Below are 25,830 nucleotides of genomic sequence, written 5' to 3' on the forward strand. Positions count from 1 at the left end.
TCCCTGGCTCGGTGTCTCGGTGGGTGCTCGGGAGCCGTTGGACCGTTCCGTGCCACACGGACTGAGGCCTACAGCGGTGCACCTGGCGCGCCGTCCGGCGGGCGTCTTCGACTGCTGGCTTCGCACCAGGCGGAGCGGTTACCGGGATGCTCGGCCAGCCGGTCGCGGAGCCGGGGGTGCCGGAACTGGTACGTGGCACCGACCCGCCGCAGCACGCCCCGGTCTACCGCGTCGTCGAGGAAGGCCATGGTCCGCCACGGTAGGTGCCCCCGGGCCGCGAGGACGGCCCGGGCGACCGTGCACCTGGCCCAGGCGCCAGCGCCGATCCAGCCGATGACGAACGCGGTCGCGGCCAGCATCGGGCGAACGGTGCCGAACAGGATCGCCGGCGTTGCGCCGAGCAGGATCGCCGGCGGCACGACCATCAGTGCCGCCGCCCGGTCGCCGCGCAACGTCGAGGTCGGACTGACGGCGCGGGACGGATCGGCAGGCACCACGAGTTCCCGGGTCAGGTCGCGTTCTCTGCGCCGCCAGGTCTGCCGGACGAGTAGAACGGCTGTCGTCACCAGCAGGAGCACGCCCGCCGTGATGACCAGCGGACCAGGTTCCGGCACGGACAGCAGGACCAGCCCCGCCAGCAGCGGCACGGCCAGCTTCGTGGTGGAGACGAGGACGTACCAGAGGGTGGCCCGGAGCCGGCGGAAGCTCATCTTCGTGCGGTACGGGGTCTCGCTGGCGACCCAGCCCAGCTTGGTGCGGGCCCGCCGGCTCGCCCCGATCAGGCCCAGGACCGTCCCCATCGCCAGGCCGGCGGTCAGGCTGTGCCCGAGCCCGAAGAACAGTCCGTAGAGCGCGATGAGCAGCGGGGTCCACAGGGTTCGTTGGTGCCGGACCGCGCGGTCGAGTCGCCACCAGGCGATCTCGTGGGTGTCGTTCCGGCACAGGTGCCGGGCCAGGAAGATCAGCGCCCGTTCCACATCCTGACGGTGCCACCGTTCGTCGGAGTCCCGGCGGTTGGTCGGGGTCGGCTCGGCCGGATAGACCGCCGGCAGCAGACCGTCGATGAGATGGTCGGCGATGGCGTTCTGGTCCGGAAAACGGGCCCGGTCGCCCAGTTCCTGCGGATCGGCGACGGTGGTGGCCGGGTCGGCGGTGACGGTCGTGGGTGTCGCTGTCGTGTAGATGGTGCGGGCCAGCCAGGCCATCAGTGGCGTCCGCAGGGCTTGGGCGAGCGGGGCGTCCGGGTCGTTCGTCAACTCGGCGAAGGCCCGGTTCCACCGCCCGGTTTCGCCTGCGGGGGCGAGGTAGTTCCGGGCCTCGGTCAACCTGAGGGGCAGCACCTCCACCACCGCAGCCCCGGACAGCCCGCAGCCGGCGATCCGGACCGCGCCCTCGTACGGCTCGATGCGGCTGGTCACCACAAGCGGCTCGCCGGTGCCGAGGCTGTTCAGCTCGCTGAGCGCTGTGCCGAGCAGCCCGTCGCCGATCATGTCCAACCCGTCAAGGACCGGCAGCACCAGCAGGCTCTCGATCAGATGGGTGGCCATCGTCCGACGGGTGCGCGAGCGGCCCGGGGCCGGTGTCCCCAGGTGGGGATGGTCCTGGGTCAGCCGCTGCGCCATCCACTCCCGCAGGTGCTGCTCGCCCGGGTGCCAGGTGTCGGCGGGCAGCAGCACCGGGACCGGCTGGCCGGGCAGGCGCTCCCGGAGCAGACCACGCACGAGTCGGGTGGCCAGCACGGTCTTACCCGCACCGGCCGTACCCAGGATCACCAGCCGTCGGTGCGGTAGCCGCCGGGCGAGCAGACCGGCGAGGTCGTCCAACCCGCCAGCCGGGAGCCGGTCGTCGGCGACCCCGATCGACGACCGGTCGACGTCGGCCATCGCCGAGCCGGCGGCGGTCACCGCCCAGCGGACGGGCAGCGGGCGTCGCAGCACCTGGCTGCGCTCCTCGTCCCGCCGCCGCTCGGTCTCCACCTGTCCCGCCAGAGCCTCCAGGGCCTTCGACACCAGCACGTCGTCGGCGTGCGTGGGCGGGGCGCTCCGGTAGCTGACCTGGTTGACGATGTTGTGGTTACCGAAGGCGGCCGGCCCGTGGGTGGTGATCCCGGAGTAGCTGGCCTGGTGGATGCCGGTGCCCGGTTCGGGTGACGGTGCCACCTGGTCGGTGCGGGGATGGTCCTGCGCCATCGTCAGGGCCGGTGCGGGGTCGCGCCGCCGGCGGAACCGTACGTGGTGATCACGTTGCCGTTGCCGAACGCCGCCGGCCCGTGCGCCGTGATGTGTCGGAAGGTCTGACCACCGGCGGATGGCTGGACCGGGGCGGTGGCGGGGAGAGGCTGTTCTGCGCTCTTCTCCGGCAGGCCGGCGGTCACCCGCAGGAAGTGCGCCGGCCGCGGGTCACCGTAGTGCCGGCCGACATCCTGGTAGAGCCGGTCCGACACGATCAGTGCGACCTGCGCGTCGGGGAACCGTCGCAGGGCGGCCTTGAGCTGCGGAGAGTCGACCAGCCGGCAGGCCGTGACGACGGCCTCGCCGGGAAAGCCGTTGTCGCCGTCGAGGTGGACCAGGCCCTCGTGGACGCCGATCAGGCCCAGCTTCTCCCGGGCCCGCTGCATGATCCTCGGCAGGGCCTGCTGGACACGCCAGTGGAGCACGTTGTCCCGCCCGCTGTACCGCTCCACGTCCATGGTGAGGACGAGATGCCGGCTCGGGTCCGCGATGTCAGACACCCATTCACCCTCCGCTGGGCACACCGGTCGGTCGGTTCGTTTCTACCATCCCGGTGCGAAAGCGAATCCCCTAACAATGAGGCTTTCATCGTGCGGGGCCCGGTCACGATGGGCACGGAGGAGAACTGTCGACACAGGACGAGGGCGGCACCGACAAGGACAGTGGTCGACCAAGAGCCGGGCCCCGTCCGGGAGCCCCGTCCGGGAGCCCCGTCCGGGAGCCCCGTCGGGTGCCCGTCGGCGTTCTGCGAACGATACGATCCTCCGCCCGGGCACGATCTGATCGACGATCGGAGTGGTGTTGCGACGGAGCGCGCAGGCCGCACAGGCAGAGGTTGTCAGGTTCTGGCGAACCGTGGAGATGTTCAGTCCGCAGAGCGTCGAGCGGGTCAGCCGGGACCGGTTGGTCTTCGCGGTTCAGCCGGGACAGCCGTTGCCGTGGGAGGCGGGTCACGAGCTCTCGCGGTGGAAGCTGCGCCCGAACCAGACCTGGCGACACGTCGTGTATCTGGGCATCCACCGTCTCGACGAACTGTTCGAGGTGCTGTCCCGGGTGTTCGAACCGGACCCGGACAGCTACGACGAAAGGCCGGCGGGGGAGAGCGCCGTCGTCGCGCTGACGGTCGACGAGCACGGGCACGTGTTGCTCGACTCGCTAGTGCTGTCGAGTTGCGTACCGGACCCTGGTGAGCGCCTTCGTCCGTGGCGGCTGCGCCGCACTCGAACAGCACGGCCCGTGGACGTCGGATGTCGCCGAGTTCGAGCGGGCGCGTCGTCGGCGCGACGACCGGTAGGTCCCGGGGACGTCCACCCCCGCGTCGGTCGGGCCGCGACGCCGGGCCCGGCCGGCGGACCTGACGCGGACGCGACCCGGCTGCCAGGTGGGCCACCGCTGGCGTGCCGACCCACCGCCCGGCCTCGCGACTGATCATTGCGGTCACGATTACGCATAGGTGGTTGACAATTGGTGGTTGCGTCCCTTGGGTCTGACGCATACGCTTCGGGGCAGAATTCCGTGACCACAGGCAAGAGCGGGTGAGCGGGCGGCGGGAGTTCCCGGTGGCAGGGAACTGTCGCCGGTTGATGCTTGTCGCTCGAACGTGGACCTTGCCGCCGCCGGTCACGGCATCTCCCCAGGAACCCGCCAACGGCCGACCCGCCCGGAGCACCCCTGCCTCCCGGCGCGGCGGCCCGTGTTCGCATGGCGGGTTCACTGTCGCACCCCCAGGACGACTGTCCAGCGGACATGTCTGTCGGTGGCATGCGAAAGGAACGGTACGTGAAATCAGCCCTCTCCACCGCCCGAAGGTCGTTGCTGGCCGGCGCGTTGCTCGTCGCCGCCGCACTCCCGGCAGTGCTCGCGAATCAACTGCCGGCGTCGGCCGCGGTGCAGGCGACCTACTATGTCGCGCCGGACGGCAGCGATACCAATCCCGGCACCCTCCAGTCACCGTTCAAGACGCTGCAACGCGCGCGCGACGCCGTGCGTACTGTTAACGTGAACATGACCGGTGACATCCAGGTCTATCTCCGTGGTGGCAGATATCCGGTGACCAGCACGGTCGAGTTCGGCGCGGGCGACTCCGGCAGTAACGGATACCGGGTCTTGTACTCCGCCTATCCCAGCGAGACGCCGGTGCTCGACGGTGGTGTGCCGGTGACCGGGTGGACCCAGCACAGCGGGAACATCTGGAAGGCGCCGCTGGATCGCGCCAACAAACTGCGGGCGCTCTATGTCAACGACAAGCGGGCGTTCATGGCGTCGAAGACCATCGGGTCGGCGGGCTGCTACGGGACGTACAACATCACGGCCGGGCAGGCGGCGTGGGCCTGGGAGTCGGGGTCGCAGTGCGACGGCGCCAAGTACAACCTGAACGACTTTCCCGCCGTCGCCCGCAACGCCGACGACATCGAGATCGAGACGGCGACCACCTGGACCACCGCCATCGTGGGGGTACGCCAGGTGACCACCAGTTCCGACGGCGCGAACCGGGTGGCGCTGTTCCAGCAGCCGGGTGCCGCCATCGCCCAGGGCTCGTTCAACGGCAACGCGCAGGTGGGCGGCAGTCACAAGGTGATGAACGCCTACGAGTTCCTGGACGCGCCGGGTGAGTTCTATTTCGACAAGGGCAGCAAGACGCTCTACTACTACAAGAGCAGCGCCGAGAACATGTCCACCGCGTCGGTCTTCGCGCCGAACAACGTGACCACCCTGCTGCGGGTCGCGGGTACGTCTACCAGCAGCCACGCGCGCAACATCACGTTCTCCGGTCTCACCGTCCAGCACTCCGACTGGAACCTGGTCAACGTCGCCGGCTCCTCCTTCAAGCAGGCGCAGCAGGGGAACGTCAGTGCGACCGCGTACGCGAAGCGGAACTTCCACGATTACTACTACCGCAACATCGACGTCACTCCCGGCATCGTTCAGGTGGACAATGCCGACGGGATCCGCCTGGAGCGCAACCGGGTCCAGCACACCGGCATCAACGGCATCAACATGGTCAACGACGTGCAGAACAGCCAGTTGATCGGGAACTTCACCAACGACGTCGCCGGTTCCGCGCTCACCGTCGGCCACCCCCAGCACGTCTACATCGGCGACGGCACGTCGACCAACCGGGAGAAGTGGTTGCCGCAGGTCGAGGGGCTGCCCAAGAACATCGACATCAAGAACAACTACCTCTACGACAGCGCGGTGCTGTTCAACGGGCACAGCCCCATCTCGGCGTACTTCGTGGACACCCTGACCGTGCAGCGCAACCGGATCGAGAAGTCACCGTGGTCGGGCATCACGCTCGGTTGGGGCTGGTGGAACTTCGACGGTTCGTCGGGCTCGATCGCGCCGAACCGGCCCACCACGACGGCCCGCAACAACACCATCAGCTACAACCACATCATCGACACCGTGCAGCGGCTCAGTGACACGGCACCCATCTACACGCTGGGCGCCCAGCCGGGGACGACTATCACCAACAACTATCTCCAGGGCGTGCCGTCCGGTCACAAGTACGGCCTGCACCCGGACGAGGGCTCGGCGTACATGACGTTCCGCGACAACGTGCTGAGCGTGGACAAGAACATCACCTGGATGATCAACTCCGACGACTTCGGGCGCAAGCACGACCTGAGCATCACGCAGATCTACGGCCCGATCAACAAGGTCTCCAACAAGAACCTGCCCAACAGCACGGTCAGCGACATTCTGGTCTCCTCCGACTATGTCTGGCCGGCGCCGGCGTACGCCATCGCCGCGAACTCGGGCCTGGAGGACGCGTTCCGGGACATCATCCCGGCGGGCAACCTCTCCCAGCCGAACTACGTCCTGCCGGCCAGCACCTTCGTCACCAGCGCGACGGCGTCGATCCCGATCCGCAGCACCGGTGACGCGACCAGGACGGTCTGGCTGGCCCCGGCCGGCACAACCACCTTCACCGCAGGCCCGACGATGACCAGGGCCGCGGGCACCGCCACGTCCATCGCGGTGCCGTCGACCCAGGGCGAGTACCGGCTCTTCGTCCTCGACGCGCAGGGCAACCGGTCCGCCGAGTCGGCCTCGATCGTCCGGCAGCAGGGCGGCACCGGCCCCGGCCCGCAGGGTGGCCGGCTCGTGGGTGCCCAGTCCGGCCGCTGCGTCGAGGTGCCCAACGCCAGCACCACCAACGGCACCCAGGTGCAGCTGTGGGACTGCACGGGCGGCACCGGCCAGCAGTGGACCTACACCGCAGGTAAGCAGTTGACCGGGTCCGGCAACAAGTGCCTCGACGCCAACGGCGCGGGTACGACCAACGGCACCACGGTCATCATCTGGGACTGCCACGGCGGCACCAACCAGCAGTGGAACCTCAACGCCAACGGCACCCTGACCAACGTCCAGTCCGGGCTCTGCGTCGATGCCAACGGCGCGGCCACCGCCAACGGCACGAAGATCATCCTCTGGTCCTGCAACGGCGGCACCAACCAGCAGTGGAGCCTGCGCAACTGACCGGCGTCCCCGGGGCCGGCGTTGTCCGGTCCCGGGGCGGCTTCATCGGGAGGGTCGTGCTGCCCGCCCCGGCGCAGCCACCACGCGTCGATCGTCCCCGGCCGGCTCGGCCGCCCCGGCCGGTCGCGCGATATGGGGTGTCGCCCTGGTACGTGCGCCGCGGGGAGGCTGCCACCGCCCGTCGGCGACGTGCCGTGGCCTGCGGTCCCGTGTCGTCGGGCCGGTGTATCCCGGTCGCAACCCGCAGGACACAGCATTGACATATTTCACTTTCCGACCTAGGGTCTTGCCGAATCGATTCGACGTCGAGCCCGGCGCTCCGGCACCGGCGGTCGACCGGGTGGCGTTCGGGCGAGCGCGATGTGGACCACCGATCGATTCGACGACCAGTCGGTCCTGCCTGGGCAGCGGAACCAGTGGCTGGCAGCTGCGGCGATGAGCCAGCCGGCGTGGTGAGCGCATCGAGTGTCTCCCGGTGTTCCGTCCTTGGCGGGTGCGGTCAGCGGGAGCGGTCGGGCGTGACACGTCGGGATCGCCGTCGACTACGTACCTGAAGCAGTCCATGCCGAGTGGCAGGAGCCCCATCATGACTAGGCGCAGACCCATCCTTGGTTCCCTCGCGGCGGCGGCGGCCCTCGTCGTGACCGTGGGCGCGACGGCCCTCGCCGGTGGCCTGACCACCGCGGCGGCGGCCGACGTCGCCGCGGCCGCGGCCACCGCCGGGTGCGGCAAGGCACCCACGTTGACCAGCGGCCAGCGGTCCATCCAGAGCAGCGGCCAGAACCGCAGCTTCATCCTCCGGATCCCCGACAACTACGACCGGAACCACCAGTACCGGTTGATCTTCGGCTTCCACTGGAACGGCGGCACCGCCAACGACGTCGACGGGGGTGGGTCGGACGGGGCCGCCTGGTCCTACTACGGCCTGCGCCAGCAGGCGAACAACAGCACCATCTTCGTGGCCCCACAGGGCAACGGCAACGGCTGGGCCAACCCCAGCGGCCGGGACGTCACCTTCGTCGACGACATGGTCCGGCTGATCGAGAACGACCTGTGCGTCGACACGACCCAGCTGTTCGCCCTGGGCTTCAGCTACGGCGGGGGCATGAGCTACTCGCTGGCCTGCTCCCGGGCGAACGTCTTCCGCGCCGTCGCGGTCTACTCCGGCGGGCAGCTCAGCGGCTGCAGCGGCGGTGGCCAGCCGATCGCGTACATGGGGATCCACGGCATCGGGGACCCGGTGCTCAACGTCTCCGCCGGACGCTCGCTGCGCGACACCTTCGTGCGCAACAACGGGTGTACGGCGCAGAGCCCGCCCGAGCCCCGGGCCGGCAGCCTGACCCACATCACCACCACCTACTCCGGCTGCCGCTCCGGCTACCCGGTGGTGTGGGCCGCGTTCGACGGCGGTCACACCCCCGGCCCGGTCGACGGTGGCGGTGACAGCGGCGTGCGGACCTGGACCAAGGGCGAGGTGTGGCGGTTCTTCACCCAGTTCGGCAGCACCAACCCGACGCCGACCCCGACGGTCTCGCCGACGGTTACGCCGACCGGCAACCCGACGACCCCGCCGCCGTCCGGCACGGGCGCGGTCCGGCACACGTCCTCCGGCCGGTGTCTGGACGTCAACGGCGGCACGCAGACCAACGGCGCGGCGGCGATCATCTGGGACTGCCACGGGCAGACCAACCAGAGCTGGACCTCGACGGCCGCTCAGGAGCTGCGGGTCTTCGGCGGCAAGTGCCTGGACGTCAACGGCGGCGCCACCGCCAACGGCAGCTCGGTGATCATCTGGGACTGCAACGGCCAGGCCAACCAGCGGTGGCGGCTCAACGCCGACGGCACGATCACCGCGGTCGGCTCGGGCCGGTGCCTGGACGTGGTCAGCAACGGTACGGCCAACGGCACGCGTACCCAGATCTGGGACTGCAACGGCGCCGCCGGACAGCGGTGGAGCCGGAGCTGAGCCCGACGGACGTCAGCGGAGGACAGCGGTAGGTCAGGCATCGCCCCGGCAGGATCTCGCATTGATTGCATTCAATGCATAGGGTCACTGCTGTACGCGGTGGGTCGATGGAGACCCGCCGGGGCGATGCCGCCTCCACCGTGCAGAAAACGACGTTTGTCTGGGGAGAACAGAACATGAACGAACAGCAGAACAGTCGCCTGTGGGCCCGATGGCGGCGGGCGGCCCGCAGTGCCGTCACCGCGACGGCGGTGTCCCTCGGGGTCGCCGCCCTCGCCGTGGGCTTCTCGGCGGGTGCGGCCGTCGCGGGCGTCGGCGTCGCGGATCGGGGCACGTCGAACGTGGCGTTCGCCGCCGCGCCGGTCGCCCAGGTCACCGCGGGCGACCTGCACACCTGTGCGATCCGTACCGACGGGACGCTCTGGTGCTGGGGTGACAACTACGGTGGCAAGCTCGGTGACGGGACCACCACCAACCGGACCAGCCCGGTGCAGGTCGGCACCGGCACCACCTGGTCGCGGGTCGACGCGGGCACCAGCCACAACTGCGCGATCCGCGCGGACGGCACGCTGTGGTGCTGGGGTGGCAACTACAGCGGGCAGCTCGGTGACGGGACCACCACGAGCCGGAGCACCCCGGTGCAGGTCGGCACCGCCACCACCTGGGCCGGCGTCAGTGCCGGCGCCAACCACACCTGCGCCGTCCAGACCGCCGGCACGCTGTGGTGCTGGGGCCTGAACCGCAACGCGCAGCTGGGCGTCGGCACCTCCCCCTCCCGGGCGACCAGCCCGGTGCAGGTGGGTACGGCGACCACCTGGGCGAGCGTCACCACCGGTTACGCGCACAGCTGCGCCGTCCAGACCAACGGCACGCTGTGGTGCTGGGGCGACAGCACGGACGGGCAGCTGGGCGTCGGCATCCTGGGTTACCGGGCGACCCCGGCGCAGGTGGGTACCGCGACCACGTGGGCCGGCGTGACGGCCGGGCACGCGCACACCTGTGCGGTCCGTACCGACGGCACCCTGTGGTGCTGGGGCGAGAACGGGTACGGCCAGGTGGGCGGCGGCACCGGCGTCCAGACCAGCCCGATCCAGGTCGGCACCGCCACCACCTGGACCAGGGTCGAGGCAAGCGTCGACTCGTCGTGCGCGCTGCGCACCGATGGTGGCCTGTGGTGCTGGGGCAACAACGGGTTCGGCCAGTTGGGTGACGGCACCACCACCCACCGGTCCGCTCCGGTCCGGGTCGGCACCGCGACCACCTGGACGCAGAACCTGGCCGTCAGCTACCACAGCTGTGGCGTACGCACCGACGGTGGCCTGTGGTGCTGGGGCAACAACATGTCCGGGCAGTTGGGTGACGGCACCACCACCCACCGCTCGACCCCGGCGCAACTGGTCCTGTAGGGCTGACCGGTCCGCAGGCGCTGATGCCGCGCCGCCGACCCGCGCCGCCGCCGATCCGGTGGCGGCCGGGTCGGCGGCGTGCGTCGTTGCCCGTCCGTCGCCCCGCGTCCCGCCACCCAGCGGGCCGGGCCCGCGCGGATCGCCCGCCGGCGTCGAGGGCGTCGACCGGTCGCTTCCGTGACGGTCCTGAGGCCGTGCTCCGGCAACCATTCATCTGATCTATTTGGGATTCCCGCAGCGATTGATCAGAGAAAGGGCGGGATAAATCCCTCCGAACGGGGGCGTTGACCGGCGAGCGCTGCGGTGCCTAACATACGACGTCTTATCATTGATAGTCGCCGAATTCCATCCTGCGCGGGTGCGACAGTCCGACGTGTGCCGTACCGCTTCGAGGTCGGAGACCGGCTGGGGAGGCGAGTCAGATGTTCAGTGCACAGAGTCATCGGCGCGGCGGCGGCCCACGCCGCCGACCGTGGCGCAGCGCGTGGCGTCCGCGTCGGTTGACCGCATCGGTGCTGGGAGTGGTGGTGACGGCGGCGGCGGTGCTGACCGGGTTCGCCGCACCGGCCCAGGCGGCGACCGCCATCACGATCAACGGCGGGTCCGGTGGCCGGGCGCTGGACGGGATCGGCGCGGTCAGCGGCGGCGGTGGCAACAGCAGGCTGCTGATCGACTATCCGGAGCCGCAGCGCAGCGACATCCTGGACTACCTGTTCAAGCCGGGCTACGGCGCGGCCATGCAGCTGATGAAGGTGGAGATCGGCGGCGACACCAACTCCACCTCCGGCGCGGAGCCCAGCCACGAACACACCCGGGGCAGCATCAACTGCAACCGGGGCTACGAGTGGTGGCTGATGGAGCAGGCCCGTACCCGCAACCCCAACATCGCCCTGGCGGGTCTGGCCTGGGGAGCACCCGGCTGGATCGGCAACGGCAACTTCTGGTCCACCGACTCGATCGACTACCTGGTGGCCTGGCTGGACTGCGCTGGGACCCACGGGTTGACCATCAACTACCTCGGCGGGTGGAACGAGAAGGGCTACAACACCACCTGGTACAAGAACCTCCGCTCGACCCTCAACTCCCGCGGCTACAGCAGCGTGAAGATCGTCGCCTCGGACGACTTCGGTTGGGGCGCGGCCGACGACTCGCTGCGGGACCCGGCCTTCGCCAGCGCCGTCCAGGTCTTCGGCAGCCACTACGTCTGCGGCTACCGCAGCGCCCAGACCAACTGCCCCAGCTCCACCAACGCGGTGTCCACCGGCAAGTCCCTGTGGGCCAGCGAGAACGGCTCCGACGACTACAACGCCGGCGCGCAGGCGCTCGCCCGGGGCATCAACCGGGGCTACCTCGACGGCAAGATGACCGGCTACATCAACTGGCCCGCCATCGCCGCCATCACCCCCAACATCCCCTGGGCGACCACGGGTGTGGCGGTGGCCCAGCAGCCGTGGTCCGGCGCCTACTCGATCGGCAAGAACGCCTGGGCGATGGCGCAGACCACCCAGTTCACCGCCCCGGGGTGGCGCTACCTGGACGCGTCGAGCGGCTATCTCGGCGGCAACCGCAACAACGGCAGCTACGTCTCGCTGAAGTCCACCAACAACAGCGACTACAGCACCGTCATCGAGACGATGGACGCCGGCGCCGCGCAGACCCTCGACTTCACCGTCACCGGCGGCCTGTCCACCGGCACGGTACGGGTCTGGTCGACGAACGTGCGGTCGAACAACACCGCCGACCACTTCGTCCGGGGCGGTGACCTCACCCCGAACGGGGGGCGCTTCTCGCTCACCGTCCAGCCCGGTTACGTCTACAGCATCACCACCACCAGCGGGCAGGGCAAGGGCACGGCGGCCAGCCCGGCGCAGGGCAACCTGAAGCTGCCGTACAGCGACAACTTCGACTCGTATGCCACCGGCCGCGAGGCGCGCTACCTGATGGACCAGCAGGGCTCGTTCGAGATCGCCGGGTGCGCGGCGGGTCGCACCGGGCAGTGCGTACGCCAGATGTCGGAGCAGGCGCCGATCTACTGGACCTCCGGCCAGGCCGAGCCGTACACCCTGCTGGGCGACCTGACCTGGCGCAACTACACGGTCTCCTCGGACGTGCTGCTGGAGAAGTCCGGCTACGCGCAGCTCATCGGGCGCGGCAACACCTACAACCACCAGGGCCCGCAGAACATGAACGGGTACTACTTCCGGGTCACCGACGGTGGCGCCTGGTCCATCCGGAGCAACAACACCAGCGGCAACTGGCGCACCCTGGCCAGCGGCAACACCTCCGCCCTGGGCACCGGGCGGTGGCACAACCTGGCGTTGACGCTCAACGGGAGCACCCTCACCGCCGCGATCGACGGCACCACCGTCGGCACGGCCAACGACTCCACCTGGGTCGCCGGCCAGATCGGGTACGGCACCGGGCAGGGGGTCACCGCCCAGTTCGACAACCTCTCGGTGACCGCCGTCGGCAGCCCCGGCACCCCGACGGGTGAGATCCGGGGAGCGGGCGCCAACCGGTGCCTGGACGTCAACGGGGCCAGCCAGACCGACGGCGCGGCGGTGCAGATCTGGGACTGCACCGGCGGCGTCAACCAGCGGTGGTCGCTGACCTCGACCAACCAGCTCACCGTCTACGGCAACAAGTGCCTCGACGTGCCGAGCGCCGCGTCGGGCGCCCGGGCCCGGATCTGGAGCTGCACCGGCGGCACCAACCAGCAGTGGCGGCTCAACGCCGACGGCACGATCGTCGGGGTGGGCTCGGGGCTCTGCCTGGACATCAACGGCGGGGGCACCGCCAACGGTTCCGCCGTCCAGCTCTGGACCTGCAACGGTGGCAGCAACCAGCAGTGGGTACGCGGCTGACCACGGGCGACAACGGTACGGCGGGCGGTCCCGGTGCCATCGGGACCGCCCGCCGCTGCGGTGCTGTTCAGGAACCGGTCGGGGTCAGGCCGTTCGGCAGGTGACCGTCGGCCAGGTCCAGTTGTTGTTGGCCATGATCGTGATGCCGAAGTTGTTGCCGTTGCCGTTCGGCCTGGCGGTGACGGTGCCTGTGGTGCCGCTGACCGAGGCGTTCCAGCTGTTCTGGATGCTCTGGCCGCCGTTGAGCCCGAGGCTGACCACCCAGTTGCTGGTGCCGCTGACCGCGACGTTCAGGTTGAACCGGTCGCCCCACTTCTCGCCGGCCGACAGCACCGCGGTGCAGTTGCCGCCGGCGGGCGGGGTGGTCGGGTTGCCGGTCGGTCCGCTGGTGGGGTTGCCGCCACCCTCGCGGACGGTGATGTCGGAGCTGCCCTGGCTCTGGTAACCCTCGGTGGCCATGATCTGGTAGGCGTGGTTGGTGCCGAGGTTCAGGCCGGCGCGGGCCCAGGCGTCGAAGTGGTTGGCGGTGGTGATGGTGCCGCTGCTGCGCTTCTGCTGGCGGACGCTCCAGTACTGGTAGAACGTCTGGATGCCGTCGATCGACGGGGCGTTGGTCCGCAGGCTGCGCAGGATGTCGTAGGTGCCGCCGTCGGTGGTGACCGTGCCCAGCCGGGTGGCGCCGCTGCTCGGGTTGTAGCTGCCGAAGTTCTCCACCACGTAGTACTCGATGAGCGGGTTGCGCGTCCAGCCGTACAGGGCGAGGTAGGTGTTGTTGTTGCCGGGGTTGTAGGTGCCCGAGTAGCTGACCGTCCGGCGGGTGCCGGTGGCCCAGCCCTTGCCGCCGACCCAGTTGTTGGTGCTCCGGTCCCAGCTGCTGCTGTACCGGCCGTCGGCCCGCAGCGTGATGCTGGCGTTGCCACTGTCCTTCCAGAACGAGAAGTAGTAGCCGTTGTGCGTGCCGGTGAGGTTCGAGGTGAGGGTCCGGTCGTTCTCGGCGTACGCGTTGGGCGAGGCGATGAACGTGCCGGTGACGGCGAGCGCCGCGGCGCACGCGGCGCTGAGCAGCAGCCGCAGGCGACCGCTCCTTCGCGGTCGGGTCGAGGTGTCGCGCATGTACGTGTTCCTCCTCGTGACAGCTGGCGGACGCCAGCGACGCGGTACGACCCGGTGGACTGTCCGTAGCCAGGTACGGCAGCCGGCCATGCGGTGGGTGTCACCACGCGGTGGTGGGCCGGTCGTCCAGCAGAACCGGGGGGACGGGTCGCGGTGGGTGGTGTCGACAGCATCGAATGCCGTCGATGGCGACGGTAGGGTGTCGATGCTCCACCTGTCAACAAGTTTCGGAAATCTTCCCGAAACATCGCCCCGGCCAGTGGTGGTCTGCGGGGGGATTTCGACTGGCTGGCGTTCGCTGTCGAAGGAGTTGGCCTGCGCTAGGGGATGGTTGACCCGACAGGAGGGGTGCTCCTTCTCTGTATACCCGAAACTTTCGGGCAGCGCCAGTCATCCCCTGCCGGCGGGTGGGGCAGGGGCATGCGAACCGCCCGCCCACCCGGCCTGGATCTCCAGGCGGGGCGGGCGGGCGGTCGCGGAGCGTGGACCGGGGCGGCGGACCGGCCGGGCGGCGGACGATCCGGGGCGCTCAGATCACCATCGACGGCAGGGGCCAGCGGCGGAGCCGGTGTGGCAGCCACACCAGCAGGTCGCCGATCTTCGTGACCAGGCCCTCCGCACCGAAGTCACGGGCGATGTCGAGGTCGACGTCGGTGATGGCGGCGCCGTCCAACAGCTGGTCGAGCACCGCGAGGTAGGCCGGGTCGTCGATGGTCAACAGATTCAGCCGGCCGGACCGGCGGTCGCGCACCTGCACGAATCCGGGACCCCGGCGATACGTGCACTTGTCGAAGTAGAACGCCTTGCCCCAGGCGGCGAGTTGCGGGACGGGGTCGCCCGCACCACCCGGCGGTGGGAGCAGCTCGACCGGCGCCCGCAGGTGGCTGTAGGGGAGCCACTCGTCGGCCTCGGCACCCGGCAGCCGCAGCCGCCAGTCGACGGCGATGCCGTGGCTGGTCAACTCGCGGACGAGCACCAGGCGGCGGACCGTGTCGACGGCCGTCTCGTCGGCCCCGGTGACCGTGAGGTCGACGGCTCCGGGGAGGTCGACCCGGCGGACCCCCTCGGCACGCCAGCGGGCGACCGCGTCGGCGGCCGGCTCGCGCAGCTCGGCCGGGCCGATGGTCATCCCGGGGATCGACAGGACGGCCGGGTCGTGGTCGCGGGCGAGACCGACCAGGATGGGCCGGGAGTCGAAGTCGGTGGTGAGCACGTGCGGTCCCCTCAGACTGCGGTGAGCACGGCCGGCTCACCGGCTTCGGCGGCGGCCCTGGTGGCGGCGGCTTCGCGTTCCAGGTGCAGGTGGTCGATGCGCAGCAGATCCTGGTTCATGGCCTGCGGCGCGATCTGGATGAACTGCCCCGCGTCCTCGTAGACGAGCCCGAGTTCGCGCCAGCGCTGCAACAGCGACACCAGGGTCGACTCGTCGACGGACAGTCGCCGGGCCAGGGCGGCGACGCTGTGCGGCTGGTCGAGCTGCCGGAAGACGGCCAGCTCGGTGGGGTCGGTCAGCCGCAGGATGTGCCAGTCGAAGTGCTTGCGCCGGCTGACCAGCACGATTTCGTCGCCGAGGTCGTGGTGGGTGAGCCGGCTGCGGGCGTACTCGTGCTGCCACTCGGTGACCGCCCGGCCCAGCCGGTCGGCCGTCTCGCCGCCGATGCCCTGGGGCGGGACGTCGAACAGGTACGCCAGATCCATCAGCTCCGACTCGGGCAGGTCGTAGATCAGCCGGTACTGGGCTGCCGGCCGCAGGTCGGTGAAGCCGAGCGCGGGGTTGACGAAGAAGGGGCTGAACCGTTCGATGGCGATGCGGGTGTTGCCGTCGGCCGGGCACAGGTGGTGCAGTGCCGGCATCTGCGCGATGACCGGGAGGTAGTCGGCCTCGGTCTCACCCGGGAACCCGTACAGGTAGTTCCAGGCGATGGTGATCCCGCTGGTCTCGGCGTCGCGCAGCATCCGGACGTTGAGGCAGCCGCTGACCCCCTTGTCCATCAGCTTGAGCACCCGGCTGTTGAGGCTCTCGATGCCGGGCTGCACGCTGACCAGGCCGGCGTCGGCCAGGGCCTGCACCTGCGGGCCCTTCATGTTCGACTTGATCTCGTACTGCAACCGCAGGTCGTAGTCCGATTCGGTGAGCCGGGGCAGCAGCGAGGTCACGTAGCTCATGTCGAGGATGTTGTCCACGACGAACATGTCCAGGACCTGGTGCCGCTCGACCAGCTCGATGATCTCGTCGTAGAACTTGCCCGGATGCTTGCTGCGGAACTGCATGAACGACCCGTTGAGGCCGCAGAACGTGCAGTGGTGCTTCTCGCCCCACCAGCAGCCCCGGGCGCCCTCGACGACCAGCCGGGGCTCGACCCAGTTCCGGGCCCGGGACGCGGCCAGCCGCTCGAAGTAGCCCGCGTAGTCCGGGGAGACGATCTCGGCCGGCGGCAGGGGCGTGGTGCTCATCGGGTTCGCCACGGAACGGCCGTCCGGGCCGGCCCAGCACAGCCCCTCGATGTCGGCGAGCCCACCCGCCGGCTCCGCGACGCCGACCGCCGACCGGGCCGGGTCGATCGCGGCGAGCAGTCGGGGAAACGCGGTCTCGCCCTCGCCCCGGACCACGTAGTCGACGAACGAGAAGTTGCGGTGGATCGCCGCGCCCTGCTCACCGTCGCAGTTGGCCCCGCCCATCACCGTACGGATGCCGGGTGCCCGCTTCTTGATCGCCCTGGCGGTGGCGAGGGCGGCGGCGTTCTGCTGGAACGTGGAGGTGAAGCCGACCACGTCCGGAGCCTGGGCGACGATCCGGTCGGCCAGTTCGGCGACGAACTCCGGGGCCAACCGGTGCAGCTCGATGTTGAGCGCGAGTTCCCGTTCGGTCATCTGGGTCCGGACCCGGTCGGTGAACTCCTTCACCCGCCATTCGGGATCGTCGTACAGGGCCGAGGAGAAGACCCAGTCACCGCAGCCCGCGAAATAGGTGAAGAGTGAATAGTAGTAGTAGTCGCTCAATCCGAACTCGGTCCGGTCGACCACCCAGTCGACAAAGTCGAGATTCGCGTGGACGGCCTCCACCTCGGCATCCGGCAGCTTCTGCCGGACACTGTTGGTGAGGATTCCAATCGCCAACGAAGGGACGTCGATGGAAGTCCATGGCGTATTGACCAGCATGACCCGCACGTAACCTCTCCTCTCTCGTGAGCTGTTCGGACCGGACGACGGATACGGGGTGGGGCCACCTGCCCGGGCGGGTGGCCACACCCCGTACGGCCGCTAGAAGCTGACCTTGACCGTGACCGTGACCGTGACGTTCGAGGCCCGAAGCTGGTCGCGGTTGCCGTTGATCGGGTCGTTCTCGACAACGTTCTTGCGCATGTCGTTCACCTCCTTTCCGTTATCGGGGGACCGGGTCACGTGCCGGGGTCAGCCCACCGGACGCGCCATCGCGAGCGCGACCGGCGTGCCTTCGTCCCGCACGCCGTCGAAGTGCCGCTGCATGAACAGCAGCACGGTCTGCATCAGAGCCAGGTGGCTCTGCGCGTCGAAGTCCTCGTGCCCGGCCCGCCGGCGGACCACCTGGTGCGGAATCCGGCGACCGGCCAGCAGCCGCGCGTAGTGCTCCACCGGTGCCGGCGGGCAGCGCACGTCACCGGTGGAGACGGCCAGCAGCACCGGGGCCCGGACCTGGTCGACGTAGGTGATCGGCGAGGACCGGGCGTAGCGCTGCGGCACCTCGCCGGGGGTGCCGCCGAACAGCAGCACGTCCAGCGCCCGTACCGCCGGGGTGGCCGCCTCGAAGGCGGCGACGTAGTCGGCGACGGGACTGATCGCGATCCCGAGCCGCCACAGCTCCGGTTGCCGGCCGAGCGCGAGCAGGGTCAGGTAGCCGCCCCACGACGTGCCCCACAGGGCGGTGCGCCGGTCCTCGACGACGCCCTCGGCGACGAGGTGGGCCCGGACCGCGGCGAGGTCCTCCAACTGGGTGAGGCCGACCCCGGCGGAGAAGTCGTTGCGCCAGGCCGCGCCGTACCCGCTGGAGCCCCGGTAGTTGACCCGGACCACCACGCAGCCGGTGCTGACCAGGACCTCGACCAGCGGGTCGTAGGCGTCGCGGGCGTGCTGGAAGGGTCCGCCGTGGACCAGGAAGACGGCCGGTCTCGGCCCGTCCCGGTCGGTCGGCACGGCGACCAGGGCGGGGATCGGGCCACCGGGCCCCGGCACCCGGATCTCCTCGCGGCGGTAGTCCGTGGGTGCCGTGACGGCGTCCGGCCCGCCCGCGTCGGGCTGACCGCCGGGGTGCTCCGGCAGCTCCAGCCCGCGCACGGAACGCAGTTGGGGCGGGGTCACCGAGTCGGTCCACACGTACGCGATGTCACCGTCCGGCCAGACCGCGGCGTCCAGGATGCTGCCCGTCGGGGTGTCGACGACCGTCCGGGCCCGCCCGGCGAGGTCCACCTCGTGCAGCAGGCTGCGGGCGTGCCGGTCCTGCCGGACGAGGAGGCGCTGCCCGTCCGGGAACCAGCCGGCGGTGATCTCGGTGTCGAAGCGGCACCAGTCGTGCCGGACCAGGCCGTCGTCCGCGGTCCAGGTCGCCGGGAGGTAGCCGCCCCGGTCCTCGATCACCAGCAGCAGCCGCGCCGGGCCGGACCCGGGGGCGAAACCGAGGGCCCACACCCGCCTGTCGGCCCGGCCGGCGATGTCGGCCACCCGGCGGCCGTCGGTGGTGAACACCGTGACCGCCGCGTCGGTGGCGGCGTCGGCGCCGATCGCCGCCAGCTGCCCGGCCGGATCGAGGTCGACCAGGTACGCGTAGCCGGTGACGTGGGCCCGTTCGCTCACCCGGCCGTCGCCGGAGCGCAGGAAGAGGGTCATCCCGCCGTCGTCGGACAGCCCGATCGCGGTGGTGCCGTCGGTGGCCATGGCGATGCCGGCGTGCCGGGCCGGCGGCACCGACGGCAGCGCCGCGACGGAGCGGTCGGGCCGGTCGAAGCCGCACGTCCGCCAGGTGCCGACGCCGCCGAGATCGTCGTCGAACCACCAGATGGTGGTCCCCGTCGGGTCGATCGCCGCCCGGATCGTGCCGGCCGCGCGGTCGGTCACCTGCCGGGCGGTGCCGGCGGAGCGGTCCCAGGCCAGGATCTCGCAGCGCCCCTCGGCGTCGCCGACGTAGACGGCCCGGTGCGGCGCGTGTTCGGCGACGACCGGCAGCGCCGGATAGAAGAGCCGGTGACCGCCACTCATCTGCGGGCCTCCTCGGGGTCGGCGGTGGCCTCGGCGGTGGCGGCCGGGTCGGGGTCGGTCCCGGCCGTCGCGCCCGCACCGGCGCGGAGTTGGCGCAGGCTGGCGGTGGTGTACGTCGCCAGCAGCGCCAGCACGGCGGCGAAGACCAGGGCGACGGTGCCGGGGCTGTACCAGGCCACCAGGATCCCGGCCAGCAGCGGCGCCGGTGTCTGTAGCACCTCGCCGACGGTGCCCATCACGGTCGCCACCCGACCCTGGAGCTCGTCGGGCGTCAGCGCGATCACGCGGGACTGGAAGATGACCCCGAGCAGCGGGCTGAGCAGGAAGACCAGCCCGAACAGCAGCCCGTAGCTCCAGGTCTGCCGGGCCTGTGACATCGCGACGACGAGGCCCACCATGGCCCACGAGGCGAACACGATGACGGTTGTCGGCCGTACCCGGCTGAAGATCATCGGAGCGGCCAGTGCGCCGCTCAGGCCGCCCACGCTGGCGATGGTGAGGATCAGGCCGATCGACGCCGCGGGGACACCCTGCCGGCCGGCGGTCAGGATGGCGTAGTAGACGAGGGCGCCGAAGGTGAAGTTGATGCCGGCCGCCCAGATCGTGACGAACCGCAGGAACGGCTGCCGCCACACGAAGCGCAGCCCGACCTTCAGGTCGGTGCGGAACGAGGTGCGCTCTGCGCGTTCGGGCGTCAGATCGGTCCGGATGGTGGCGACGAGAGCCGCCGCGAGCAGGTAGGACAGCACGTCCGCCAGGAACGGCAGCCAGCGGGCGAGCTGGTAGAGCACGCCGCCGAGCAGCGGGCCGGTGAGCCGGGCGGCGTGGTTGCGGGCCTCCAGCCGGGACAGCGCCTTCTGGTCGTCGGCCGGCAGCAGGCGGCGGATGGCGCCGGAGCCGGCCGCCTCGTAACCGCTCTGCGCGATCCCCTCGACGAACGCGGCGGCGGCCAGCAGTCCGAGGGTCGCCACGTCGGCCAGGAGCCCGACGAAGATCGCCGTCATCGCGCCGGCGGCGACCAGCAGCGAGCTGATCATCATGCGTTTGCGCGGCAACCGGTCGGCCAGCACCCCCGCCACCGGTGCCGCGACGAGTCGCCCGGCGAGGGCCAGGGCGCCGACCAGTCCGGCTGCCGCCGGTGAACCGGTCACGGCCAGGGTGACCAGTGGAAGCACGATCCCGGACGCCTGTGACCCAAGCTGATCAATTGCGCCGGCTATCCAATAGCGGCGGAAATCGCGACCCCGATGGGTGCTCTTTTCCGGCTTTATATCCTGGCTGGGGGCAGCCGTCATTGCGTGGGCCGCATTGTGCTCATGTTTTTCCCAAATCTAGGTGCGAGGTCTGTGGGGGACGAGTTCGCGTGATCCGGGTGTCAATTTTCGCCCCAATGGTGAGTGGGGTGCGTATGAGGCTAACAATGTCGTGTGCGGAAAGCAAGGATTCAAATGCGTCTAGTTACTGGCAGTTATTCGGTTGTGGGGATGATGGGAGAATTGTGCGCGTCTGTCGGGTAATCCGCGCTACGCGCCGAACCTCCGAACAGCGCCCGGAACCGGCCGCTTAATAGACGGCAATCTCCACTAAATTCTGATTTTCGACGTTGTTGCGGGAGTCGCCGCCGGTCCCGCCCACCCGGGTCCCGGCTCCGCCCGTCATGCCGGGGCCCGGGTGGGCGCGTCATGCCGCCTGGCACCGGCGGCGGAGGCCGGCCGGTGCCAGGTGGCCGGGCGGGCCGGCGGTCAACCCGTCGTGCAGCTCGGCACCGGGATGCCGGGGGTGCCGGTGGACGAGCCGAGGAACCCGAACGAGGTGCTGGCGCCCGCGGCGAGCGCGCCGTTGTAGGCGACGTTACGGGCGGTGACCGTCGTGCCCTGGCTGGTCAGGGTCGCGTTCCAGGCCTGGGTGACCCGCTCGCCACTGGCGTACGTCCAGGTCACGGCCCAGTTGCTGATCGCCGAGGTGCCGGCGGTGACCCGTACCTCCCCCTGGAACCCGCCGGTCCACTGGCTGGTCACCGTGTACGTCGCGGTGCAGCGCGCGGTCGGCGGCGGGGTCGTGGTCGGCGGCGGCGGGGTCGTCGTGGGTGGCGGGGTCGTGGTCGGCGGCGGTGGGGTCGTGGTGGGGGGCGGCGGAGTAGTGGTGACCGGGCCACCCCAGCCGGCGGTGGAGTCCAGCCAGGCCGCCCGGCGCAGCATCCAGTCCCGCATGGCCTGGACCTGGCCCTGCCAGGTCGACGCGGTCGGGGTGTAGAAGGGGCCGACCATCGGCGCGGTCAGGTTGGGCCAACGCTGGAAGTTGCGCTGCGCGGCGTTGGTCAACGGTGTGGCCAGGGCGTTGATCCGGGTCTGTAGGGCGGTGTCGGCGAGCAGGCCCCGGCGCAGCGTCTGCCAGCGGGACCGGAGCTGGTTGACGAAGGCCGGATCGCGTACCAGTTGGGGGAACCAGTCGTTGGCCACCGGCTGCCGGGTCTGCTGGTACTGCCAACCGGCGATCTGGTCGTTGCCGAAGTAGCCGCCGACGCCGAAGGTGAGGTCGTAGTCCCACAGCGGGCCGGCGAAGATCTTGGTGTCGCGGTCCTTGTAGAAGTACGCGCTGCGGATGTAGGAGTCCATCTCCCGGCTGAGTTCGTTGAGGATCATCTGGTCCACGAACGAGTCGACGTCGATGTACTTCCGGTAGCCGGTGACCGGGTCGGCGGAGTTCGCCGCCCGCAGCACGTTGTGGAATTCCTGCACGTAGCCCCGCAGCCAGTCCCGCTGGGGCGCCTGCAACGGTGACGGGTCCCGCACCTCAAGATAGTTCCAGCAGGTCGCCGCCGGCCCGGTGCAGGTCAGCATCGGCTCCTCGGCGGCCAGCCACTCGAAGCTCCAGATGTACCCGCCCTGGATCTTGGGCAGGGTCAGGTCGTCCTCGTCGAGCTGCTTGAGGTCGAGCCGGTTCTTGGCGTTCTTGATCGTCTCCACGATCATGTAGACGCCCATGTAGTCACCGGCGGCCACCGCAGCGGCGTCGGTGTTGAGGTAGAACTCCACGAACCGGTACCTCGGCGCCGGCATGCCCATCTCGCGCCCGAGATCGTAGACGAGCGCCTCCCGGATCAACGCCTTGTCGCTGAACGGCCCGCGCAGCACCCAGTCGGCGTCGGCCGGCATGCCCAGCACCGGATAGTCGGCGTCGGCGTTGTCGTTGCCCCGCAGCTCGACGCGGTACGGCGTCTTCTCGAACGACGCCGACGACTGTCCGCGCAGGTGGAAACCGGCGCGGGTGGCGACCGTCGGGGTCGCGGCCAGCGAGGTGGTGCCACCGCCACCCGGCTCGAAGATCATGGCGGTGGCGTCGAGATACTCACGGGCGGGTTTGCCGGCACCGTACGAGTCGAGCAGGACCACCGGCAGGTCGTGGGCGGTGGCGACGTTCTGGGCGACGTACATGGCGGTCCCGGGCGCACCGGACGCGGTCTGGCCGACGAAGGCCTGCACGCGTAGCTGGGTGGTACGGGTGAACCGCAGCGGTGTGCCCGCGTACAGCGGCGACTGGGCGGTGGGCAGCCGGCCGTCGGTGGTGTAGCGCAACTGCGCGCCGCTGATCGCGGTGCTCAGCGACACCGTCACCTCCCCCTGGAAGGTGCCACTCGGCCGGGAGAAGACGATGTCGCCGACCAGGTCGTCCGCTGCCGCCTCGGCGGCGACGGCGTCGGCGGCGGAGGTGTCCAGGCCGGTGGTGACTCCGGCGCGGGCGGGGGCCGGGGCGGCGGTCGCGGTGGACGGTCCGGCACTCGCCGGTGCCGTGAGCGGCACGAGGAGCCCGGTGAGGAGCACGGCCACGGCCGCGATCCCGCTGGTGCGACGGGTGGGCGTGCGAGCGGTCAGACGCACGATGTCTCCTGGGTGACTCGTGGGGTGGTGGTGGGTGCCGGTGCCGGCGCTGCCGACACGGTGGCGTCGCGGAAGTGGCGGCGCAGCGTCCGCCGCCACGGCACGTCCGGCAGGTCCGGTCGCAGGGCGGCCAGGCCGGTGGCGTATTTCGAGATGCGGGCGGGTCGGGTGCCGCGCTGCCACAGCAGCCGGTCGACCGGGCAGGCCGCCGACCGGGTCTTGGTCTCGATCACCGCGACCCCGGGCAGACCCAGGGCGCGGTGGTCGTCCTGCCAGTGCAGGTCGGTGTCGATGGTGACCCGGCTCGCGGTCGCCGGCAGCAGCAGCGTGGTACGCCGGTAGCCGGTCACCAGCACCGGTTCGAGGTGACCACCGGCGGGGGCGGGTCGGATCGACCCGAGGCCGAGCGCCTCGTCGACGAAGCCCTGCCCCGACCGGACGGTACGACGGTCCTCCGTCCGGTAGGGCAGCCGGTGCTTGGTGACCAGCCCCCGGGCTCCGCTGAGCTTGACTTCCAGCCAGCACTGCGCCGAGTCGAGATAGGTGCGGGTACGCACCTTGAAGCGTCGCCGTCGCCGGTGCGCCGCGCAGTGGTAACTGGCCAGGCACGGGGTGTCGAAGTACACCGACTCGTAGCGGAAGGTGCGCGTGCCGTCGATGTCCAGCACCCGGGCGTACGGGGCGACCCGGTCGAGCAGGCCCGGCAGGTCGTCCAGCGCGACGAGGTACTTGCGGTCCACCCGGCTCTGCAGCGCGGCCCGGTCGATCAGCTCGGCGAGCTCGACGGGGGGCAGGTCGGCCAACGCCGACGCGAACGGCGGCGGGGTCATCGACGTGCTCCCGCCGGCACCGGCGAACCGGGGGTGGACGCCGGGGTACGGCAGGCCACCGAGTAGCGCACGTCGACCACGGTGGTCTCGTTGACCAGGTCGACCCGCTGGGAGGTGGCGACGTGCACCCGGGCGTGGAGCAGTTGTTCCAGGTGGGCGACGAGTGCGGCGTGGTCGGTGACGGCCGAGTCGAGCACCAGGATCTGGTGCCGGTAGTGCCGGAACACGCGGCGGTGGTCCCCGAGGAACATCACCGCGACGATGAGCGCCATCAGGCCGCCGTTGAGCCAGACCGAGCTGGTGCTCAGCGCGCCGAGGAGGCCCAGGGCGAGCGCCGAGAAGTAGTACGCCACCTCGTGCTGGTCCAGTTCGGTCGAGCGGAGCCGGATGATGGACAGCACCCCGAACAGGGCCATCCCCAGCCCGACTCCGGCACCGACGTTGCTGGCGCTCAGTGCGCTGGCGACCGCGAGGACCCCGACGTTGACCCCGAGGTAGGCGACGACGAGGTCGCGGCGTCGATGTCGGGGGAAGTAGAGCCCGAACACGAGCAGCGCCACCGCGCAGATGTCGATCGCGAACAGGACGACCTGCGTCATGTCTCTGGTTCCTCCTGGCTCGTCGGCGTGCGGGTCCGGCACCGCCTGCGTCAGCTCGGGGAGAAGCCACGGCGGATAGCCGGAGCCGATCATCTTTTCGGTAAACTTTCGGTTACTCTTTCGGTACTGTAGGCATAACATCGAGCAACGTCAATCAAATGTCCTGCGGGGAAGACGTGGTGAGGCGGCGGTGGGACTCCTGGTTGGGGCCTGAAGGGGATGGGTCGGTGGGTGCCGCCCTCGGCAGGTCGTTCGGGTGCGGCGCTCGAAACTTTCGACCCCGGCTGCTGCGGGGCGGCCTGCACCGGCGGCCGGCGCGGTGCGGGACGGCCTGACGTCGCCGACGGCCGACGCGGTGCGGGGTGTCAGAACAGGGTGAGCGGCCCGACCGGGATCGGCTCGGGCAGCGCGGCCAGCGCGGGCACCCGGGCCCGTACCTCGTCGTGGAACCGGCGGGCGAGCGGCGGTGCGTCGGCATTGTCCGGGGTGTGCACGAACATGGTCGGTGACCGGCCCTCCCGCAGCCAGCCGACGGTGATCTCGACCCAACGCTGCCAGCCCTCGACGGTCTCCGCCTCGGCGTCGCGGCCGAGGTACCGGATGATCGGCCGGTCGGTCAGCGCCGCCGTCCGCAACGGCAGGCGGGGTTTCTTGGTCCACGCCTCCCGCTCCGCGTCACTGGTCGGCGGGGTACGGAAGAAGGCGGTGGTGTCGAACGGCACCCACTCGGCCGAGGCGTCGGCGAGCACCCCTTCCAGCAGTCGCGTCGCGCCGGCTTCCCGGAAGAAGGCGGGATGCCGGACCTCCACCGCGTACCGGTGTTCGGCGGGCAGCCGGCGCAGGAAGTCGGCGAGCACGGGGACGTCCGTCGGCGCGAACGACCCCGGCAACTGGATCCACAGGGCGTGCGCCCGGCTGCCGAGCGGCGCGATCGCGTCGAAGTAGGTCCGCAGCGGCGCGTCGGCGTCGACGAGCCGGCGTTCGTGGGTGACGGTCTTCGGCAGTTTGAGGACGAACCGGAAGTCCGGGTCGGTCTGCCGGGCCCAGCCCGCCACGGTCTCCGGGGTCGGGGTCGCGTAGAAGGTGGTGTTCCCCTCGACCGCGTCGCACCAGCCGGCGTAGTGCCGCAGTCGCTCCTGCGCCGGGAGCGGGTGGACGATCAGCCGCCCCTGCCACGACCGGTGGGTCCACATCGCGCAGCCGACGTGTAACCGCATGATCCCGTTCCTCCC

The 25,830-nt window shown here is 70.4% G+C and carries 16 protein-coding genes; 5 read left to right on the plus strand and 11 right to left on the minus strand.

Features of this window, described 5'->3' with window-relative positions; genetic code table 11:
* Positions 1 to 68: 68 nt before the first annotated feature.
* Both ACQP1S_RS06455 and ACQP1S_RS06460 read right to left on the minus strand, forming a co-directional pair.
* The gene (locus ACQP1S_RS06455; RefSeq protein ID WP_432904120.1) at positions 69 to 2,189 is read right to left on the minus strand and encodes a hypothetical protein; all 2,121 of its coding nucleotides are present in this window, start codon (positions 2,187 to 2,189) and stop codon (positions 69 to 71) included.
* Between the two features lie 2 nt (positions 2,190 to 2,191).
* Positions 2,192 to 2,731, minus strand: a complete 540-nt coding sequence (locus ACQP1S_RS06460) for a hypothetical protein (RefSeq protein WP_432904123.1) — start codon at positions 2,729 to 2,731, stop codon at positions 2,192 to 2,194.
* 686 nt (positions 2,732 to 3,417) lie between these two features.
* Between ACQP1S_RS06460 and ACQP1S_RS06465 the strand changes: the two genes are divergently transcribed.
* From ACQP1S_RS06465 to ACQP1S_RS06485, 5 genes are all read left to right on the plus strand, one after another.
* Positions 3,418 to 3,525, plus strand: coding sequence for a DUF6357 family protein (locus tag ACQP1S_RS06465; protein WP_245722498.1), 108 nt, complete (start codon positions 3,418 to 3,420; stop codon positions 3,523 to 3,525).
* Positions 3,526 to 4,010: 485 nt separating this feature from the next.
* Positions 4,011 to 6,713 (plus strand): RICIN domain-containing protein, encoded by a 2,703-nt coding sequence (locus ACQP1S_RS06470; RefSeq protein ID WP_432904126.1) that lies wholly within the window; start codon positions 4,011 to 4,013, stop codon positions 6,711 to 6,713.
* Between the two features lie 586 nt (positions 6,714 to 7,299).
* Positions 7,300 to 8,679 (plus strand): ricin-type beta-trefoil lectin domain protein, encoded by a 1,380-nt coding sequence (locus tag ACQP1S_RS06475; protein ID WP_432904129.1) that lies wholly within the window; start codon positions 7,300 to 7,302, stop codon positions 8,677 to 8,679.
* A gap of 176 nt (positions 8,680 to 8,855) precedes the next feature.
* Positions 8,856 to 10,085 (plus strand): RCC1 domain-containing protein, encoded by a 1,230-nt coding sequence (locus tag ACQP1S_RS06480; protein ID WP_432904132.1) that lies wholly within the window; start codon positions 8,856 to 8,858, stop codon positions 10,083 to 10,085.
* Positions 10,086 to 10,507: 422 nt separating this feature from the next.
* Positions 10,508 to 12,949 (plus strand): ricin-type beta-trefoil lectin domain protein, encoded by a 2,442-nt coding sequence (locus ACQP1S_RS06485; RefSeq protein WP_432904135.1) that lies wholly within the window; start codon positions 10,508 to 10,510, stop codon positions 12,947 to 12,949.
* Positions 12,950 to 13,033: 84 nt separating this feature from the next.
* On the opposite strand, the gene ACQP1S_RS06490 is transcribed toward ACQP1S_RS06485, so the two are convergent.
* From ACQP1S_RS06490 to ACQP1S_RS06530, 9 genes are all read right to left on the minus strand, one after another.
* Entirely contained in the window at positions 13,034 to 14,062 is a 1,029-nt protein-coding gene (locus ACQP1S_RS06490) for a glycoside hydrolase family 11 protein (RefSeq protein ID WP_432904138.1), read from the minus strand.
* Between the two features lie 529 nt (positions 14,063 to 14,591).
* Entirely contained in the window at positions 14,592 to 15,275 is a 684-nt protein-coding gene (locus ACQP1S_RS06495) for a DUF5825 family protein (protein WP_091245425.1), read from the minus strand.
* A gap of 11 nt (positions 15,276 to 15,286) precedes the next feature.
* Positions 15,287 to 17,179: a RiPP maturation radical SAM C-methyltransferase gene (locus tag ACQP1S_RS06500; protein ID WP_245722499.1), complete on the minus strand. Its 1,893-nt coding sequence runs from the start codon at positions 17,177 to 17,179 to the stop codon at positions 15,287 to 15,289.
* 294 nt (positions 17,180 to 17,473) lie between these two features.
* Positions 17,474 to 19,291, minus strand: coding sequence for a prolyl oligopeptidase family serine peptidase (locus ACQP1S_RS06505; RefSeq protein ID WP_432904141.1), 1,818 nt, complete (start codon positions 19,289 to 19,291; stop codon positions 17,474 to 17,476).
* A complete protein-coding gene (locus tag ACQP1S_RS06510; protein WP_432904144.1) occupies positions 19,288 to 20,586 on the minus strand; it encodes an MFS transporter in 1,299 nt (432 codons plus the stop codon). The genes ACQP1S_RS06505 and ACQP1S_RS06510 overlap by 4 nt, the downstream gene beginning before the upstream one ends.
* Positions 20,587 to 21,033: 447 nt before the next feature.
* Positions 21,034 to 23,169 carry a CotH kinase family protein gene (locus ACQP1S_RS06515; protein ID WP_432904147.1) on the minus strand — a complete coding sequence of 712 codons (2,136 nt, stop codon included), beginning with the start codon at positions 23,167 to 23,169 and terminating at the stop codon, positions 21,034 to 21,036.
* Positions 23,160 to 23,999 carry a polyphosphate polymerase domain-containing protein gene (locus ACQP1S_RS06520; protein ID WP_432904150.1) on the minus strand — a complete coding sequence of 280 codons (840 nt, stop codon included), beginning with the start codon at positions 23,997 to 23,999 and terminating at the stop codon, positions 23,160 to 23,162. Before ACQP1S_RS06520 ends, ACQP1S_RS06515 begins: the two co-directional genes overlap by 10 nt.
* Entirely contained in the window at positions 23,996 to 24,598 is a 603-nt protein-coding gene (locus ACQP1S_RS06525; RefSeq protein ID WP_432904153.1) for a DUF4956 domain-containing protein, read from the minus strand. The genes ACQP1S_RS06520 and ACQP1S_RS06525 overlap by 4 nt, the downstream gene beginning before the upstream one ends.
* A gap of 365 nt (positions 24,599 to 24,963) precedes the next feature.
* Positions 24,964 to 25,791, minus strand: coding sequence for a DUF72 domain-containing protein (locus ACQP1S_RS06530; RefSeq protein ID WP_218108211.1), 828 nt, complete (start codon positions 25,789 to 25,791; stop codon positions 24,964 to 24,966).
* Positions 25,792 to 25,830 lie beyond the last annotated feature (39 nt).

This window comes from Micromonospora matsumotoense, assembly GCF_050951065.1.
Taxonomy (GTDB): Bacteria; Actinomycetota; Actinomycetes; order Mycobacteriales; family Micromonosporaceae; genus Micromonospora; species Micromonospora matsumotoensis.